Origin of the sequence: Puia sp. (genome assembly GCF_036500295.1) — a bacterium.
Taxonomy (GTDB): Bacteria; Bacteroidota; Bacteroidia; order Chitinophagales; family Chitinophagaceae; genus Puia.
The window spans coordinates 22583-40097 of the sequence record NZ_DASYCH010000137.1 but is presented as its reverse complement, the minus strand read 5'-3'; the positions used below and the strand labels follow the sequence as shown (position 1 = coordinate 40097).

General features: G+C 54.5%; 13 protein-coding genes. All 13 read left to right on the top strand.

The features are described 5' to 3' along the window. Positions 1 to 10: 10 nt before the first annotated feature. The 13 genes from VGM48_RS24670 (at position 11) to VGM48_RS24610 (ending at position 17510) form a co-directional block, all read left to right on the top strand. On the top strand, positions 11 to 907 hold the full coding sequence (locus VGM48_RS24670) for a transketolase family protein (protein ID WP_331583609.1): 897 nt from the start codon (positions 11 to 13) through the stop codon (positions 905 to 907). Further along, positions 897 to 2237 carry an aminotransferase class III-fold pyridoxal phosphate-dependent enzyme gene (locus VGM48_RS24665; protein WP_331583607.1) on the top strand — a complete coding sequence of 447 codons (1341 nt, stop codon included), beginning with the start codon at positions 897 to 899 and terminating at the stop codon, positions 2235 to 2237. Before VGM48_RS24670 ends, VGM48_RS24665 begins: the two co-directional genes overlap by 11 nt. A gap of 12 nt (positions 2238 to 2249) precedes the next feature. Continuing rightward, positions 2250 to 3053: an SDR family oxidoreductase gene (locus VGM48_RS24660; protein WP_331583605.1), complete on the top strand. Its 804-nt coding sequence runs from the start codon at positions 2250 to 2252 to the stop codon at positions 3051 to 3053. A 21-nt stretch (positions 3054 to 3074) separates the two neighbouring features. Next, entirely contained in the window at positions 3075 to 3581 is a 507-nt protein-coding gene (locus VGM48_RS24655; RefSeq protein ID WP_331583603.1) for an HAD-IIIA family hydrolase, read from the top strand. Then, positions 3578 to 4480 carry an N-acetylneuraminate synthase family protein gene (locus VGM48_RS24650; protein WP_331583601.1) on the top strand — a complete coding sequence of 301 codons (903 nt, stop codon included), beginning with the start codon at positions 3578 to 3580 and terminating at the stop codon, positions 4478 to 4480. The genes VGM48_RS24655 and VGM48_RS24650 overlap by 4 nt, the downstream gene beginning before the upstream one ends. Positions 4481 to 4484: 4 nt before the next feature. Next, positions 4485 to 5345 (top strand): sterol desaturase family protein, encoded by an 861-nt coding sequence (locus tag VGM48_RS24645; protein WP_331583599.1) that lies wholly within the window; start codon positions 4485 to 4487, stop codon positions 5343 to 5345. 51 nt (positions 5346 to 5396) lie between these two features. After that, positions 5397 to 5762 (top strand): DMT family transporter, encoded by a 366-nt coding sequence (locus VGM48_RS24640; RefSeq protein WP_331583597.1) that lies wholly within the window; start codon positions 5397 to 5399, stop codon positions 5760 to 5762. Positions 5763 to 6033: 271 nt separating this feature from the next. Next, on the top strand, positions 6034 to 6501 hold the full coding sequence (locus VGM48_RS24635; RefSeq protein ID WP_331583595.1) for a hypothetical protein: 468 nt from the start codon (positions 6034 to 6036) through the stop codon (positions 6499 to 6501). A gap of 715 nt (positions 6502 to 7216) precedes the next feature. Next, positions 7217 to 7909, top strand: a complete 693-nt coding sequence (locus VGM48_RS24630; protein ID WP_331583593.1) for a FadR/GntR family transcriptional regulator — start codon at positions 7217 to 7219, stop codon at positions 7907 to 7909. A 122-nt stretch (positions 7910 to 8031) separates the two neighbouring features. Beyond that, entirely contained in the window at positions 8032 to 11376 is a 3345-nt protein-coding gene (locus tag VGM48_RS24625; protein WP_331583591.1) for a SusC/RagA family TonB-linked outer membrane protein, read from the top strand. A 12-nt stretch (positions 11377 to 11388) separates the two neighbouring features. Then, a complete protein-coding gene (locus VGM48_RS24620; protein ID WP_331583589.1) occupies positions 11389 to 12879 on the top strand; it encodes a RagB/SusD family nutrient uptake outer membrane protein in 1491 nt (496 codons plus the stop codon). 21 nt (positions 12880 to 12900) lie between these two features. Continuing rightward, on the top strand, positions 12901 to 13836 hold the full coding sequence (locus tag VGM48_RS24615) for a dihydrodipicolinate synthase family protein (RefSeq protein ID WP_331583587.1): 936 nt from the start codon (positions 12901 to 12903) through the stop codon (positions 13834 to 13836). Beyond that, on the top strand, positions 13824 to 17510 hold the full coding sequence (locus VGM48_RS24610) for a sodium:solute symporter family transporter (protein ID WP_331583585.1): 3687 nt from the start codon (positions 13824 to 13826) through the stop codon (positions 17508 to 17510). The genes VGM48_RS24615 and VGM48_RS24610 overlap by 13 nt, the downstream gene beginning before the upstream one ends. Positions 17511 to 17515: the final 5 nt, after the last annotated feature.

Genomic DNA, 17515 nt, shown 5'->3' with positions numbered 1-17515 from the left:
ACTTCCTCATATGACCTACGAAGAATTATTGACCGAGACAGCGTTGAAAGACGAACGATTTATTGTGATGACGGCGGAGAACCGGGCCTTGGTGCGCAACATGCCCAAGGCGCTGGGATCCCGCTTCGTGGATACGGGGATCACCGAGCAGACGATGGTGGGTATGGCTGCGGGACTTGCGCTTCGCGGGAGGATCCCCGTTATCCATGCGCTGGCGCCTTTTCTGACCATGCGGGCTTTTGAATTTATCCGGACGGATGTCGGTATCGCCCGGCTTCCGGTGAAACTCAGCGGATATATTCCCGGGTTCCTGTCGGATGGGAACGGACCTACCCACCAGGCCATCGAGGATGTCGCTATTTTACGGGGTATACCCGGCATGGAAGTGTATTCTCCTGCCGACGAGGACGACCTGGTGAAAATGCTGCCCGATATATGGTCATCCCCGGCCCCGGCTTATGTGCGGATCAATCACAGGAAAGGAAACTATGACCATGCGCCTTACCGGCCCGGGCAGGCGGAGGTGATCAGCGAAGGCAGCGACGTTACCCTGTTTGTGTATGGTTTTTTGTTTGAGAACGCCTTGCAGGCCAAGGGACTCCTTGAAAAAGCGGGGTTGTCGGTGGGCCTGGTGAACATGCGGTGTCTGAAGCCGGTGGATGAAGAGGCGATTGTGCGGGCTGTGAAGGGCTCGAAGAAACTGGTAACGATCGAAGATCATTTCAAGACCGGCGGGTTGTGGTCGATCGTGGCGGAGGTGCTGCTGAGTCATCGTCTGACCGCGGAGGTGTTGCCGCTGTCGTTAGGTGAACGTTGGTTCCGGCCCGGAATGCTGAGCCAGGTGCTGGAAGCGGAAGGATTTACGCCTGAAAAAATGGCTGATAAAATATTGACATATGCCCAATAAAGTTGCATTCAACGAAGAGTATCCGCTCATAGCGGAGTCCGATAAACTATATGAAAGGGCGCGGTCCATTATGACGCCCGTGACCCAGACGCTGGCGAAGGGTCCGGGACAATATATCAATGGGGTTGCGCCGAAATACCTCAAGAGAGGGAAGGGGGCCAGGGTGTGGGATGTAGACGGCAATGAATACCTCGACTACAATATGGCGATCGGCCCTTTGTCGCTTGGATATGGTTATCCCCGGGTGGATGAGGCTATCAGCGCGCAGTTGAAGGATGGGATCACGTTTTCCATGATGCATGAGCTGGAGGTTGTTCTGGCTGAGCTGGTGCATCGGGTGATCCCCAACGCGGAATCGATCCGGATCAGTAAGACGGGCGCCGATGTGACCAGCGCTGCCGTGCGGGTGGCGCGGGCCTTTACGGGCCGGAACAAGGTTCTCTGCTGCGGTTATCACGGGTGGCATGACTGGTATATCGGCGTCACCAGCCGGAATGCCGGTATTCCCGAGGCTGTAAAGGAACTGAGCGCCACCTTTGACTACAATGACCTGGACTCGGTGAAAGACGCGCTGGATGAGGATACTGCCTGTGTCATTCTGGAGCCGTTCGTCTTCGAGGCGCCGAAGAATGATTTTCTGCGGGAGTTGAAAGAGGTTTGTGCGGCCAATGGGACGCTGCTGATCTTCGACGAAATGTGGACCGGCTTCCGGGTTGCGGTGGGTGGAGCCCAGGAGTATTTTGGTGTGACACCTGACCTTGCCTGTTATTCGAAGGCGTTTGCCAATGGGATGCCCATCTCGTTGCTTACGGGGCGGAGGGATGTCCTGTCGCTGTTTCAGGATGAGGTGTTCTTCTTTACGACTTTTGGCGGGGAGGCTTTGTCGCTGGCCGCGGCCGTAGCGACCATCCAGGAGATGATAGAGAAAAATGTGCCGGCTTATCTCGCGGAAAAAGGGAAGAAATTGAAAGACGGATACAATACCCTTGCTGCGGAATTGGGAATTGCCGGGGTTACCCGGTGTACAGGATTCGATTGCCGGACGATGGTGAGTTTCGATGCGGCGGCGGGCAACCCGCTTGAGCTGAAATCTTATGTGCAGCAGGAGATGATCAAGCGTGGTATCCTTTGGGGCGGTTTTCACAATATGAGCTTTAGTCATACGGATGAGGATGTGGACTATACGCTGGCTGCTTACCGCGAGGTGCTTGAGCTTTTGAAGGCTGCGGTGGATGCCGGAGATGTTGCGGACCGGTTGAAGGGGAAACCTGTGGAAGCGGTGTTCCGGAAGGTGAGCAATTTTAACATGAAACCTGTGATAAAAGCATAGCTGCCGCTTATTATGGACCTATTCTCACTGGATAGAAAAGTGGCCATTGTCACCGGGGCCTGCGGGTTGTTGGGTACCCATCACTGTGTCGCGTTGGCGGAGGCGGGGGCAAATGTCGTGGTTGCGGACCTGGATGAAGCGGCGGCGCAAAAGGTGGCGGCGGGGCTTGGCGAAGGGCATCTGGCCATCGGACTGGATGTCACCTGCAGGGAGTCGCTGGAGGCTGCGAAGCTGCGGATCCTGGAGGCGTTTGGGCGGATCGATGTACTCGTCAACAATGCCGCCATTAACGATATGTTCGAGAATCCCTTGCTGGCCGGCCGGCAGTCGATGTTCGAGCACTATCCACTGGAAATGTGGGACCGCAGCTGGAAGGTGAATGTCAGCGGAGTCTTTCTTTGTTCGCAGGTGTTGGGCGGGATAATGGCGGAGCGTGGGGGTGGAAGCATTATCAATATCGCTTCAACTTACGGGATGGTGGCGCCTGATCAGAGCATCTATAAAAATGAGGCGGGGGAACAGACCTTTTACAAGTCGCCGGCCTATCCGGTGACCAAGTCAGCCGTCATCGGCTTTACAAAATTTCTGGCTTCCTATTGGGGGCCCAGGCAGGTGCGGGTCAATACTCTTTCGCCCGGCGGGGTCGAGAATCAGCAGGATGTGTTCTTCAAGACCAACTACTCCCGGAAGACCTTGTTGGGCAGGATGGCGAATCCTTCGGATTATAAAGGGGCGATTGTTTTTTTAGCCAGCGATGCCTCGGCTTATATGACGGGGGCGAACCTGGTGGTTGACGGGGGATGGACGACGATCTAAAAATGTGATAAACCTGGAAAAATGAAAGAAGAGCATCAGCAGAAGGCCGGCAGCATCCGATTGCTTTTGACGGATGTGGATGGCGTACTGACGGATAATGGAGTGTTCTACGGGGAAAGCGGGGAGGTGCTGAAGCGTTTTTCCATCCGGGATGGGATGGGGGTCGAGCGGCTGCGAAAACTGGCAGGGATCGAGACGGGGATCATCACGGGTGAATTATCGCCCTCCGTGGCCCGGCGGGCAGAGAAACTGCAGATCACCGAACTGCATCTTGAGGTGAAGGATAAATTAGGCCGGCTGAAGGAGATCATGGAGAGACTGGGGATCGGCTGGGAGGAGATTGCCTATATCGGGGATGATGTGAATGACCTGGATGTTATGGAGAAGGCTGGGTTTAGAGCTTGTCCCGCGGATGCCATGCCGCAGATAAGGGACATCGTGGATTATCATTGCGTCGAGAAAGGCGGGTACGGGGCTTTCCGGGAATTTGCCGAATTACTGATCGCACTTAAAAACACTACTATATGAATAAGCAGAAGTCATTCCAGGTTAGTTCTGATCGGACTATCGGTGTCGGGCATCCTGTTTATATTATTGCGGAGATCGGGATCAATCACAATGGCAGCCTGGAGATTGCCAGGAAGCTGATCGATGAGGCGGTACTGGCCGGCTGCGATGCCGTCAAGTTCCAGAAGCGGACGCCGGAGCTTTGTACGCCGAAGGATCAATGGCATCTGGAGCGGGACACTCCCTGGGGCAGGATGACCTATATCAACTACCGGCATATGATCGAGCTGGGTTTTGAAGAGTATTCGGAGATCGATGCGTATTGCAAGGAAAAGGCGATCGATTGGTTTGTTTCGTGCTGGGATGAGGAATCCGTGGATTTTATGGAGCAGTTCAACCCCGGGGTATACAAGTTCGCTTCTGCATCGCTTACCGATCATGCGTTGATCGGGAAAGTAAAGAATACGGGTAAGCCGTATATCCTGTCGACGGGGATGTCCACCATAGAGGAGATAAAGGGTGCGGTTGACCTGTTTGGAACGGATAACCTCCTTATCGCGCATTCGACCTCGGCTTATCCCTGTCCGCCGCAGGAGCTCAATCTGAAGATGATCGAGACGCTGGCGGAGATGTATCCCGAGACGCCGATCGGTTATTCGGGGCATGAAACGGGGCTGGCGACGACGGTGGCGGCGGTGGCGATGGGCGCCTGTTTTGTCGAAAGGCATTTCACCCTCGATCGGGCTATGTGGGGATCGGATCATGCTGCATCTGTCGAACCGCAGGGCATGCAGAAGCTGGTGCGGGACATCCGCGATATCGAGCAGGCATTGGGAGACGGGGTCAAGCGGGTGTATGACAGTGAAATGGGAGCGATGAAACGGCTGAGAAGGGCGCGCCCGACGGCATCAACATTATAAGCCGATGGGGACTATCGTTTATTACACGACGGGAATCCTTGTGCTGAGTGTTCTTATCTTTATCTGGCTGGAGAGGAAGTATCCTTATACGAAGGGGATCCCTGTTTTCCGGGAGGGCTTTTGGGTGGACCTTATCTGGTATACGTTTATCCAGAGTTATATTCTGAAGATATTCATCTTTGGGTATCTCATCGAGCCGATGCGGCGGAGCTGGCATCTTTCCCCGATGCATTGGCTGGATGGCTGGCCTGTAGCTTTGCAGGTGCTTTTTTTTCTGGTGATCCACGACTTTTATATCTATTGGTTTCACCGGGCGCAGCATCACTCGAAGCTATTGTGGCGGACGCATGAGGCGCATCATTCGAACAAGGAGGTGGACTGGCTGGCGGGGACCCGGTCGCATGTGCTGGAGATCGTCATCAACCAGACGATCGAATTTGCGCCGATCGTATTGTTGTTGGGGCCGGATTCGCCGGTGGTGCCCATCAAGGCGCTTATCGATGCGGTGTGGGGGATGTATATCCATTCCAATATCGATGTCCGGAGCGGGAAATTGCGGTATATCATTAATGGTCCGGAGATACATCGGTGGCACCATGCCAATGACAGGGCGGTGTTCTATGCGAACTATTCAACGAAGTTCGCGGTCTGGGACTGGCTTTTTGGGACGGCGTATCTGCCGGGGCGGAAGAAGCCGGCGGAATATGGGTTATACTATGATTATCCCCAGGATTATTTTTTGCAGCATTTGTTCTCGGTGAAGCGGATTGATGAGAAGCGGCTGGTTGAGGGGTGGCCGTGGTTCAGGGCTTATCATACTTCACGCCGGCGGCTATGGCAATGGGTGATGCGGAAGTTTGGGTGAACGGGGCCCTGGAGGGACCGGGAGCGGCATGATCATTACAATTCTACGGATATGGCCTGGATCTATCTTTTTATAGCGGCGATCTTTGAGATCGCGTGGACGTTCTCGCTGCAGTTTATGAGCGTGAAAAAGCTGAAGGCCCTGCATTGGCGGGGTTTTTTTAGTCAGTGGGAGAATTGGGCGGTGCTGGCGCCGTTTGCGGGATATGTCTTTTTTGGGTTTGGCAATATCTATTTTTTCTCACAGGCGATGAAGGATATCCCTGCGTCGACGGCGCTTGCCGTTTGGATGGGGGCGGCGCTGGTCGGGGTCAAGTTTGTGGAGATCGTTTTTTTGAAGACGCCTTATGATTGGCAGCAGTTTATCTATATGGGGTTGATCCTGATCGGGATCGTCGGGTTGAAAAGGATGCCGTAGGCGTGGCCGGGGGCATGGGAGGGGGCTTGGAGGAGGCTTGGAGGGGATCGGCTTGGGGGGCCGAGGGCTGCTAAAAATGGGCCGGAGGTCAGATTTTGGAAAGTTAATCCCAAACTGGGACGGCAGGAATGGGGGTAAGGGTTTTTAAGTACTTTGAAATCAGGGTTTTGGGAGTTGGTATGCCAATTGTCTTTACGTAAATGTCCGCGGCACTGATGAAAAAGCCGCAACGATAAAACAACAACTTAATCTTTACCCAAATACAGCAACTATGACATTCGCTAACTCCCAGGAACTGCAAGAAGGAATTTTGAAGAGCAAGATCGTAGAATTACAAAGTGCATTGTTTTTTTCCGAAAGCAGCTCTATCGTAAAACTTCCGACTCATGTAATTTCTGATGTCGAGTTGGATAGTGAAGGTCAGATCTGGTTTGTGATCCCGAAGCCTGCGATGCAAATCGAAGCATTTGACAAGGAGATACCGGCGAAGCTGGACTTCTTTAAGAAGGGAAAGGATTTCTTTGTAAAGGTTAGGGGTACCGCATTTTTGCAGACCGAGCTGGATGAGGCTAACGCCAATGCAGAGCTGTCTGAGGAGATGAAGGTGAGGATGAGTGATGAGGCGGTCATTGCGGTAAAGATCAAGATCCAGGAATTTGAGCTCGTGGATAATACACCGAAGCCCACTCAAAATTGGCTGCAGGCCAGCCGGAGTCAGCTGTCGAGCTGGTTCTTCTAAGAATTTGCATACTGCGCGTGTTACATATAGGAAGCTGAGTCCGCGACATTGTTCGCGGATTTCAGTTTTTAGACCTGGCCGGGGAAAAAAATACGACCGGTCTTTTTTTATTTTAAGGATGATTGATCGCGGATGGCGGCGGGTGAAAAGGGTGGAAAAAAATAAGGTCCACTGTAGAAACAGTCGACCTCTAACGATTGCTTGCCATATGAAAACTCTTTATCCTGATTGGTCCCCGATGCTGGGTGTGATGATCAGCGACCTGATGATTTCGTCTTTGATGGTACAAATATAGTCTGCTTTTCCGGTGCCGTGCAAACAACTTAACGTTAATTCTATTATCTCAAAGCTGTTAAAATTTATACGAAACCCTTGCTGGCAGAGGCTTTCAGAGCGTTGTTCAAATGAAGCCCAAGCTCAAAATCAGGTATTTCCACGGTTCACCATCCTGTACTGTGCTGGCTGTTTTTCTGCCGGTGAATGGGTAAAATGCGACTGACCAGCCACCTTGCGGCAGCCGGTCAATCCTGGATAAGGCGTAATGACTATGGTTTGATCGGCGCAACCCTTTGCCCCGGAGAAGCGATGTAAAGGTAAGTAAATTGCTAAATATTTTGGCATTATTCTTTATCTTTTTTGCGGCATGAATTTGTCGTTATATTGGACATATTTACCCGATATTTACTTTTTGTAATGCAACATAACCTATTAGCATATGGCCAGCGATGAGTTAAAAATGGATCTTGGGCGGATAGTTCAGCAGACCATGCCGGATATAGTGGAGCTACGGTTAAGGGAATATTTAAAGGAGAAATCGTTTAGGCCGGGTGATCCGCTGCCCAAGGAGATCGATCTGGCAGAGTCGCTTGGGGTGAGCAGGAATGTCGTGAGGGAGGCTTTGAGCCGGCTTCGGATGCTGGGGATGGTGGAGACCAGGAAAAGGCGGGGGATGGTGTTGGCGAGGCCCGATATTCTCAGTTCGTTCGAGCGCGTGCTGGACCCTTCCATTATTGGCGAGACCACTTTGAAAGATATTTTTGAGCTGCGGCTGGTGTTGGAAATGGGGTTGGCCGAGCTCATCTATGCCCGTAAGACGAAGGCAGATGTCGAAGAACTGAAGGCCATTGCCCTGAAGCAGATGGACGGGAAGAAGGGAAGTTTCCGGGTGAAGAATGAGATCGAATTTCATGGAAAGCTCTACGAAATGAGTGGCAACGATACGCTGAAGCGGTTTCAAAACATGCTTCTGCCCATCTTCGATTATGTTATCAAGACCGAGCCGAAGTTTATTTCGGGGAAGGTTTCCCACCTGGACCTGGCCGAGTTGCTTGCGAAAGGCAGCAAGGAGGAATTCCGCCAGGGGATGTATGAGCATTTAAAGCCGCACTTCGACCGATTGAAGAAATAAGCCGGCGAAAAAAATCCTTTTTTTCTTGGATGAATGGGGGGAACCTCCTTATCTTTGAATATGTAGGACATAACTACTATTGAACAAGATACCCCTTTACGATTGCTAATAATAACCAACATATGAAATTATCATTACGATTGCTTATGCTGACGGCGGCGTTCTTCATCGCGGCCGTCTCTCACGGTCAGCCCCTGTCATCCGTCGCGGGAAAAGTGACGGACAGCGCCGGTAAGGGGATCGAGGGTGTGACCGTCAAGGTGAAAGGCGGCAAGGGTGCGACGGTGACTAATGCCGAGGGCAGCTTTCTCCTTTCTGTACCCCGGCCGGGGGTTACGCTGGTCTTCTCAGCCGTCGGATTTTCGCCGAGGGAAATGCGGGCTTCGGCCGGCGCGCTCAATGTCTCGCTCAGCCGTGTCATCGAGAACATGCAGGACGTGATCATCGTCGGGTATACGCAGCAGAGCCGTGCCCGAACGACCGCTTCCGTTTCGAAACTGGGACCTGACGAAATGAAGAATGCGGTGGATGCCAACCCTGTTCTGGCCTTACAGGGGAAGATGGCCGGGGTGAATATTCCCGTCAGTTCGGGTCAGCCGGGTGCTTCGCCGGTGAATATTGTCATTCGCGGGGGCACCAAGCTGAATCCTTATGGAACGGGCATCGGCAACAGCGGCGGCGATGCCATCGGGAGTTCGGATGCGACGAGCCCGCTGGTGATCATCGACGGGGTATTCCGGCCGATGGCGGATGTCAACCCCTATAATATCGAGTCGTTGCAGGTGATGAAGGATGCCGCGGCAACGGCCATCTACGGGGCGAGAGGCGCCAACGGCGTTGTCATAGTAAAGACCAAGTCGGGAAAATTCAACAGCAGGCCCCGGCTTAGCTTCAATCACCGGACCACCTGGGAGACCGCATCGCGGAATCTCGATTATATGGACGCGACGCAGTACCTGAAACTCGCGCGCACGACGGTCTTCAATACGCATGACGCGCTGGATAAGAACAGCCTGTTGAACAATGGCGGTTTTTCCGCGGGCACGAAGGTCTATACCGCCAAGGGTCAGTACGGTATCAACATCAACCTCACCGCGCTGTATGACAATGTCGTCGCGGTCGAAGGTCAGCCCTTTGTGGACAACCTCATCAAGAACAAGGGGTACATGACGATGGACGATCCGATTAAGCCCGGCACTAAACTATTGTACGCCGACAACCACTACCAGGATCTTATCTGGCTCACCGGGCTTACCAATAACGATAATATCTCCGTTGACGGCGGCAGTGACAAAGCCAACTATTTTATGTCGGCGGGCTATACCGACCAGGCGGGCACCTTTATCGGGACCAACTACAAACGGTATGATGCCCTTGGTAATTTTGGGTTCAAGCCCGTCGATAATTTCAAGGTGGACCTGATGGTGAACTACCAGAACATCGTTCCCAACTATGTGGCGGGTTTTGTCAACGAGCTGGCGAGGGGAACGCGGATCACTCCGCTGATCAGGGTCTTCAAGGACAATGGGGACCCGATGCCGGGGGAGTTGTATACGGTTCCTAATCGTCTTCATACGTTGAAATATGACCAGACCCGGGTGTCGACAGAGCAGTTCATCAGCCGGCTGGCGGGCGACTGGAACATTGCGGGGGGATTACATTTCAAGCCATCCGTTTCTTACTACGCCAAGGACTACCGTTATCTGTACATGCGGAAGGGGACTCCGGCCAACGAGGTCCAGCCTTCCACGCAAAGACAAAAGAACGAGTCCACCACCAATACCCGGCAGTTGATGATCGACCAGATCCTGCAGTATGACTTTACTTTCCGGAACGACCATCATTTTACCGTCCTGGGTGGGTTCAACTATACCCGAAACACGGGTAATACGGTGAATATCGGTTCGCAACGGGCGACCAACGACTATATCTTTACCATCAGCGAGCCGCCGAACACGACGATCAACGGCGTTACCACGACCAACGTCACCGACTTTTCGACGTCGCTGACGGAGACCCGGTCGGCCAGCTACTTCGGGCAGTTGAACTATGACTATGATGGGCGTTACCTGCTTAGCGGTGCGTTGCGCTATGACGGCTTTTCCAATTTCGCTCCTGAGAATAAATATGCGTTCTTTCCCTCCATCTCCGCCGGCTGGAACGTCGCCAGGGAGAAGTTCTGGCATATAACCCCGATCAGCACGTTAAAACTGCGGGCCAGCTGGGGTCAGGCCGGCAACAATGACCTGAATATCACCGATACGTACGGCAACTACTCGACAACCACCTATGCGCAGGGAACGGGTATCGTCCGGGCGAACCTCTCCAACCCCAACCTGAAGTGGGAGGCGACAACGACGACCGACCTGGGGATCGAGACCTCCTTTTTCCGGGACAGGCTGGGACTTATCGTCGACTACTATAACAAAGTCACCAGTGACCGGCTGGCGTCGAAACCGCTTCCGTCCGAAGCGCCATTCGGTTCTATCCCTTATAATAACGGCAGCCTGAGAAACCGGGGTGTAGAGATCGAATTGAGTTATGCCACGCTCAAGTCGCGTTCGTTTACCTGGACTACGAGCCTCGCGATAGCGCTCAATAAGACCGTTATCACCAAGCTCCCCGCGAATGGCCGTGCGAAGAATCGCCAGGGTGGCGACCTTATCTGGGACTCAAAAAACAAACAGCTGGTCGAAGCGGGCGGGTATGCCGAAGGCGAGCGGGTCGGCGGGCTCTGGGGCTATAAGGTCCTCGGGGTCTTCGCAACCGAGGCCGATGCGGCCGCCTGGAATGCCAAGGTCAAGGACAACCTGGCCTCGCCCTCGGGTATCACGGTGGGCAAGCATGCCGGTGACTATATCTTCCAGGATACGAATGGCGACGGGATCATCGATGCGAAGGACCAGGTCTTTATGGGCTGGCGGACGCCGTTGATCATGGGAGGCATGCAGAACAATCTTTCCTACAAGGGCTTCTCACTGCGGGTTGCTGTCGATTTTTCGATGGGACACCTGATCAGCAATGGCGCGCTGGCGCGTTCGCTCGGCCAGGGCAGGGCCTATAACGAGGGGGCTCCCAAGACGGCGCTGGGTTCGGACATCTGGCAGAAGGAAGGGGATGCGGGCAAGAAATATGCGCGGTTCTCCTTTGCCGACTATGACTTCGGCCAGCGCAACTACCTGAGAAACGCTACCCTGGGTACCAACTACACCTATTCCTCCGATGTGTCCCCGCTGCTGGAGAAAGGAGATTTCCTTGCTTTCAGGGAGGTCACCCTTTCTTATGAGCTGAAGGCGGCTGTTGTGAAAAAGATGCATGCCTCGGCCATGAACGTTTTCGTCACCGTCAATAACCTTGGCTATCTCACGAAATATACGGGACAAAACCCGGAGACTTACACCGGTGTGGACGGCGGCGGCTATCCCCGGCCGAGACAATATTCGCTGGGAGCAACCTTGAAATTCTAAAAATAATAAACGATGCAAAAGATATTCAACCTATTGATCCTCCCGACCTGTCTGCTTATTGGGTTGGCGGGGTGCAAGAAAATGCTGAACGTCGCTCCGCAGTCCAGCATCACCGAACAGACCTATTTCAAGAGCGAGGGCGATTTCGATCCCTATCTGACGGGTATCTATCCTTCCATGCGGTCGTTGGCCAACAACGTTACCTATGGCATCGAGCGCAGCGAGGAACTTGTGCCGGCCCTGAACTCCCGGTTCACCACCGCTTGGTCACAGATCCTCTCGCCGTCTACGGGGGCGCTGAATTACAACGCCTGGTACCAGGCCATCGGGAACTGCAACCTCCTGTTCGATAAGATCAAAGACTTTCCTTTTTCCACCGCTCCCGATACCCGGGCGAGGATCCTTGCCGAGACCTATGCGCTCCGCGCCTATTTTTATTTCCATCTCACGCGGATCATCGGCGACGCGCCGATCATGTTGCAGGCCGTGGTCGATGAGAACGTACCTCTGCTGGCCCGTTCTACCGCCAAGGATGTCATGAAACAGATATTCAGCGATCTGGATTCTTCGCTGTTGCTTTTCAGGTCCATGAGTTCGTTCTCGGTGAAGGCCTATCCTTCGAAATACCGTTTTGCCTATGGGTCGGTGCAGGCGCTGAAACTGGACGCCAAACTATGGAGTGCGAAAGTGCTGGGTGGAGGAGATGCCGATCTCAATGATGCTATCACGGCTGCGTCGGAGGTGGAGGCATCGGGGCTGACGCTGAACTCCGACTTCGGGAAGGTGACTTCGACCCGTGCGGCGGGCAATACGGAGGTCGCGCTGGCGGCTTATTATCTGCGGGATGAGACAGGCGCGAATTATGCCCTTAATGCGTTGCCCTACCTGGTGGGTGGAGCGCAGGGTGCGGTCAATATAGACAGTCTGCCGTATGTCCAGACCACGTCGAATGGGCAGGGGGCCTACCAGATGAGCCCGAAATCAAGAGCGCTGTTCACCAACCCCAAAGACAAAAGGATCCCCTATACCTGGGTTACGCAACGCAATATCAATCCTACCACGAAGGACACGGTGCCCGGTATTTCCTGGATCACCAAGTACACGGGCACGAAATATGCGGATGACCGCGTATCCGATAACGACATAATCATGTACCGGCTTGCCGACATCTACCTGATGAAGGCCGAAGCCTATGCCGGCCTGGGCAATACCGCTGATGCCATTACATATCTTAACAAAGTTCGCAATCGTGCGGGAACCGGTAATTATACGGGTGCTACGGACAAGCCGACGGTGGAAAAAGAATTACTGGATGAGCGGGGAAGGGAATTGTTTTTCGAGAACAAGCGCTGGTACGACCTGTTGAGGTTCCACTCGGCCGGGACGATCAACGTGTATACGTATGTACCCAACCTGGCCGGTAAGAACACTCCTTTATATTGGCCCTTGAATACGACTGTGCTGGCGAATAACAAACTGCTGACCCAGACGCAAGGATATTAAACTGGTCTCAAAAATAGCATTATGAATAAATTTGAAGGATTGATCGCGGCGGCGTTTACCCCGTTCTATGAAGATGGTTCAATAAATGGAAAGATGATCCCCGTGCTTGTGGACAAACTGGTTAGCGATGGCGTGAAGGGGATCTTTGTCTGCGGCAGCAATGGCGAAGGGCCGAATATGACGATCGCGGAGCGGAAATTTGTTGCCGCTGAATTTGTGAAGGCCGCTGCGGGCAGGCTGAGGGTGATCGTGCATGTCGGGCACAGCAGTATTACCGAGGCCCGGTCCCTCGCGGTCCATGCCGCGGAGATAAAGGCGGATGCTTTTGCGTCGGTGGCGGCGTTTTACTTTAAGCCCAGCTCCGTGCAGAACCTGGTCAGTTGCATGGCCGAGATCGCTAGTGCGGCTCCCGACCTTCCCTTCTACTATTATCATATTCCGCATCTGACGGGAGTGGGGATGGATATGATGGCTTTTCTGCAATTGGCGGAGGGGGTCGTTCCCAATCTGGCCGGGATAAAATATACCGCCACTACGCTTCAGGAATATCAGTCCTGTCTCAACTTCCAAAAGGGCCGGTGGGACATCCTGTACGGGGTGGACGAGCTGTTATTGCCCGCCCTTGCCGTGGGGGCCAGGGGAGCCATTGGCAGTACGTATACGTTTGCCGCACCGCTGTACCTCGCGACGATGGAGGCCTTCCGCAAAGGGGATCTGAGGGCCGCGCGTGAATCGCATGCCTATATGGTAGAGGTGATCCGGGTCTTGCTGAAATACCCGCCTATCCCGGGTCAGAAAGCGATGATGAAAATGCTTGGCTGGGATCTGGGGCCTTGCCGTCTGCCGCTGGCCAATCTTAGCCAGGAAAGTTTCGATGAATTTTATAATGAGCTGGCCGAGTTGTCTTTTTTTGAGAAATTGCCAACAAAGTCAAAATCAGAAACATGGCGGTCTTGAGAATCTTTCCTTTCCTCCTTTTTATTTTCTGTACTATGAACAGCATGGGTCAGGATACTACCGGGAATGTTTTTTTCAGCTGGGGTCAGGCGGCGCCGGTGCCGGATGCCGATGGCTTTGCGGGGAGCTATGCGGGGGTCAGTCATGGCGCCCTGGTTGTTGCCGGCGGGGCCAATTTCCCGGGGAACGGGCGTCCCTGGAGCGGCGGAATAAAGACCTGGCATGATAAGATATTTGTTCTTGAAAGACCGGATGGGCAATGGAAGGAGGCGGGCCTGCTGCCCCGGCCGATGGGCTATGGGGTTTCGCTCAGCTATGAGGATGGCGTTGTCTGTCTGGGCGGGGGAGATGCGGAACGGAATTATGCGGATGCGTTTATCCTGAAATATACCGGCGGCAGGGTGGAGACCGTTGCGCTGCCGGCGATGCCGGGACCGATTATCAATGCCTGTGGCGCGATAGTGGGTCATCTGTTGTATGTGGCCGGCGGCATTGCCAGTCCGGCTGGGCCTACGGAGAACAATTTCTGGTGTCTGGACCTTTCGGCGCCGACAAAAAAATGGCGTGTGCTGGGGCCTTGCCCGGGTGCGGCGAGGATGCTGGCGGTTGCGGGGGCCTATGAGGACCGGTTCTATCTGTTTGGAGGCGTGAGGTTGGTGTCCGGTGCGGCAGTCCAACGGGAATATCTTGAGGATTGCTGGGAATATACCGCGGATAAGGGCTGGAAGCGGATCGCGGACCTGCCCCATCCGGTAGCTGCCGCCCCTTCGCCGGCCTATAATGGAGGTCAAAGCCATCTGCTTTTGTTTGGCGGGGATGACGGCAGCGGGGCATCGGAGGTGGCGGTATTAAAAGATGCGCATCCCGGCTTCAGGAAGGAGATACTCGCCTATAACACGCTCACCGACTCGTGGTCGGTCATGGGGAAGATACCGGTGGATATAAAAGCCGATGCGGCCGTTCACCCTCATGGCAGCACTTATGCCCCTGTGACGACCCCACTGGTCGTCTGGGACGGGAATGTCGTTATCGCCGGCGGAGAAGCGAGGCCGGCGGTGAGGACCAACAAGGTGCTGATCGCTTCCCCTCTTCAGCCCTCGGGGAAATTCGGTGGATTGGACTGGACGGTTATCGCCTTATACTTCGCCGTCATCATCGGCATCAGCGTGTTCGTTTCGAAACATATGGGCTCCACGACCGGGGATTTTTTCCTGGGCGGCCAAAAGATACCCTGGTGGGCGGCGGGTCTGAGCATTTTCGGCTCGAAGCTCAGCGCGCTGACCTTTATAGCGATTCCCGCGAAGGCATACGCGACGGACTGGGTCTATATCATGAACAATGTCATGGTGCTTGCCATCGCTCCGGTGGTGACCTTCTTTTATCTTCCTTATTTCAGAAAGTTTAAGCTGACCAGCGTATATGAATACCTGCAGATCCGGTTTGACAAACGGGTCAAGCTCGTGGGCAGTTTTACCTTCATCGTCTTTCAGCTCAGCCGGCTTGGCGTTGTCGTGTACCTCCCTGCGCTGGTGCTGAGTACGGTGACGGGCATCAACATTTTCGTCTGCATCTTTGTCACGACCATCATCACTACGGCCTACAGTGTGGCCGGGGGTATCGAGGCGGTGGTCTGGACGGAGGTCATGCAGGTCTTCGTGCTGCTGGGCGGCGCGCTGGTCAGTTTCTTTTTTATCACGGCGCATTCGCCGGGCGGGTTGGGCGGTCTGGTCCGGGAAGCCTATTCGCATGACAAGTTCAGGGTAGCCAACCTGGGCTGGAGTATCTCGCAGCCCGTATTATGGGTCGTGGTGATCGGCACGTTGCTGACCAACCTTGTCACCTATACTTCGGACCAGGTGGTTGTCCAGCGTTATCTTACTACGCCGACCGAACGGGAAGCGCGCAGATCGGTATACACTAATGCCGTGATGGTGATACCCGCGACCCTCATCTTCTTTGGCGTCGGCACCGCCCTATGGTATTTCTACCGGCATCACCCCGGCGGGCTGAACCCCAATGGCCGGGTGGACGATGTCTTTCCCTGGTTTATTTCGCAACAGCTGCCGGCGGGCTTATCCGGGCTTGTCATTGCGGGTTTGTTCGCCGCCACGATGTCCACCATCGGCTCCAGCATGAATTCCATTGCGACGGTGCTTACGACCGACTTCTACCGGCCTTTTAAGAAGACGGTTACAGACCGGCAATGTCTGCGGTTTGCCCGGGCATCCACGGTCGTGCTTGGCGTACTGGGCAGCCTGATCGCGATGTACCTCGTCTACCTCCAAAATGCTTCTATCTGGGACCAATACCTGAAGATTATCGGCTTGTTCGGCGGCTGCCTGGCCGGCATGTTTGCCGCCGGCATCTTCTTTCCGCGGATCAACGGCACGGGTATCCTCGTCGGCTTCGGGGTCAGCTGTGTGGGGCTATATTTCATACAGCGCAGCGATGCGGTCAACTTCTTTTTGTATCCGGTGTTTGCCGTGGCAGGGTGTCTGATCATCGGGTATATCTTTAGCTATTTTTCTCCGCGGAAGACCGTTATGGGCGCGGCGATGGTGCTTCTCTTTATGGGGAATATATCGGCTCAGCGGCCGGCTTCGCCGCCAGCCACACCGCAGGCTTCGCCGAAGACGTTCAATTATGTCTTTAAGAATGGGGATGAGGGCTACAAATGCTTCCGCATACCCGCCATTGTGACCACGCTGAAAGGGACGGTCCTCGCCTTTGCCGAGGCCCGGAAGAACAACTGCGGGGATGCGGGGGACATCGACCTGGTGGTCAAGCGATCGGCGGACAGCGGCAGAACCTGGAGCGGGCTGCAGGTGGTGTGGAGCGATTCCACCAATACCTGCGGCAACCCTACCCCGGTGGTGGATGCGACGACCGGCGCTATTGTGCTGCTGTCGACCTGGAATATAGGGACGGACAAGGAGAAACTGATCAAAGATCGAACGGGGAAGGATACACGCCGGGTCTTCGTGCTGTCATCTATGGATGACGGTCATAGCTGGTCGGCGGCGCGGGAGATCACCGGTGAGGTGAAACGCAGCGACTGGACCTGGTATGCCACGGGGCCCGGAAGAGGGTTGCAGATCGGGCAGGGGAGGCACCGGGGGCGTCTGGTCATACCCTGTAATCATGAGGAAGCCGCGACGAGGAGCAACCATTCGCATGTCATCTATTCCGATGACCATGGACGCAGCTGGAAATTAGGCGGCTCCGCACAGGACAGCACCAACGAGGCCACTGTCGCGGAAATTTCCAATGGCCGGCTGATGCTGAACATGCGCAATACGGGGCATACCCGGTACCGGCAGATCGCCGTCAGCCGGAATGGCGGCAGGAGATGGTCCGCCCGGTCGCCCGACACGGCGCTGACCGAGCCCGTTTGCGAGGGCAACCTTATCCGTTACCATTTTCCCGGGAAAAGCGATTGCCTGGTATTCTCGAACCCCGCCAGCACGAAGGCCAGGGTGGGGATGACAGTCAGGGTCAGCTATGACGATGGCCGGACATGGCCCTATAAAAAAGTGCTTTATGAAGGCCCTTCCGCTTACTCCTGTCTGACGGCGCTGCCGGATGGCAACCTCGGTTGTTTGTACGAGGCGGGGTATCAGCGGCCCTATGAAGGGATCGTGCTGGAGGAGATCGACATTGATAATTTGAAATGACAATA

Bases quoted from the DNA above. Each gene is read 5' to 3' on its own strand.
- VGM48_RS24670 (WP_331583609.1), top strand. From the start codon at position 11: ATGACCTACGAAGAATTATTGACCGAGACAGCGTTGAAAGACGAACGA.
- VGM48_RS24665 (WP_331583607.1), top strand. From the start codon at position 897: ATGCCCAATAAAGTTGCATTCAACGAAGAGTATCCGCTCATAGCGGAG.
- VGM48_RS24660 (WP_331583605.1), top strand. From the start codon at position 2,250: ATGGACCTATTCTCACTGGATAGAAAAGTGGCCATTGTCACCGGGGCC.
- VGM48_RS24655 (WP_331583603.1), top strand. From the start codon at position 3,075: ATGAAAGAAGAGCATCAGCAGAAGGCCGGCAGCATCCGATTGCTTTTG.
- VGM48_RS24650 (WP_331583601.1), top strand. From the start codon at position 3,578: ATGAATAAGCAGAAGTCATTCCAGGTTAGTTCTGATCGGACTATCGGT.
- VGM48_RS24645 (WP_331583599.1), top strand. From the start codon at position 4,485: ATGGGGACTATCGTTTATTACACGACGGGAATCCTTGTGCTGAGTGTT.
- VGM48_RS24640 (WP_331583597.1), top strand. From the start codon at position 5,397: ATGGCCTGGATCTATCTTTTTATAGCGGCGATCTTTGAGATCGCGTGG.
- VGM48_RS24635 (WP_331583595.1), top strand. From the start codon at position 6,034: ATGACATTCGCTAACTCCCAGGAACTGCAAGAAGGAATTTTGAAGAGC.
- VGM48_RS24630 (WP_331583593.1), top strand. From the start codon at position 7,217: ATGGCCAGCGATGAGTTAAAAATGGATCTTGGGCGGATAGTTCAGCAG.
- VGM48_RS24625 (WP_331583591.1), top strand. From the start codon at position 8,032: ATGAAATTATCATTACGATTGCTTATGCTGACGGCGGCGTTCTTCATC.
- VGM48_RS24620 (WP_331583589.1), top strand. From the start codon at position 11,389: ATGCAAAAGATATTCAACCTATTGATCCTCCCGACCTGTCTGCTTATT.
- VGM48_RS24615 (WP_331583587.1), top strand. From the start codon at position 12,901: ATGAATAAATTTGAAGGATTGATCGCGGCGGCGTTTACCCCGTTCTAT.
- VGM48_RS24610 (WP_331583585.1), top strand. From the start codon at position 13,824: ATGGCGGTCTTGAGAATCTTTCCTTTCCTCCTTTTTATTTTCTGTACT.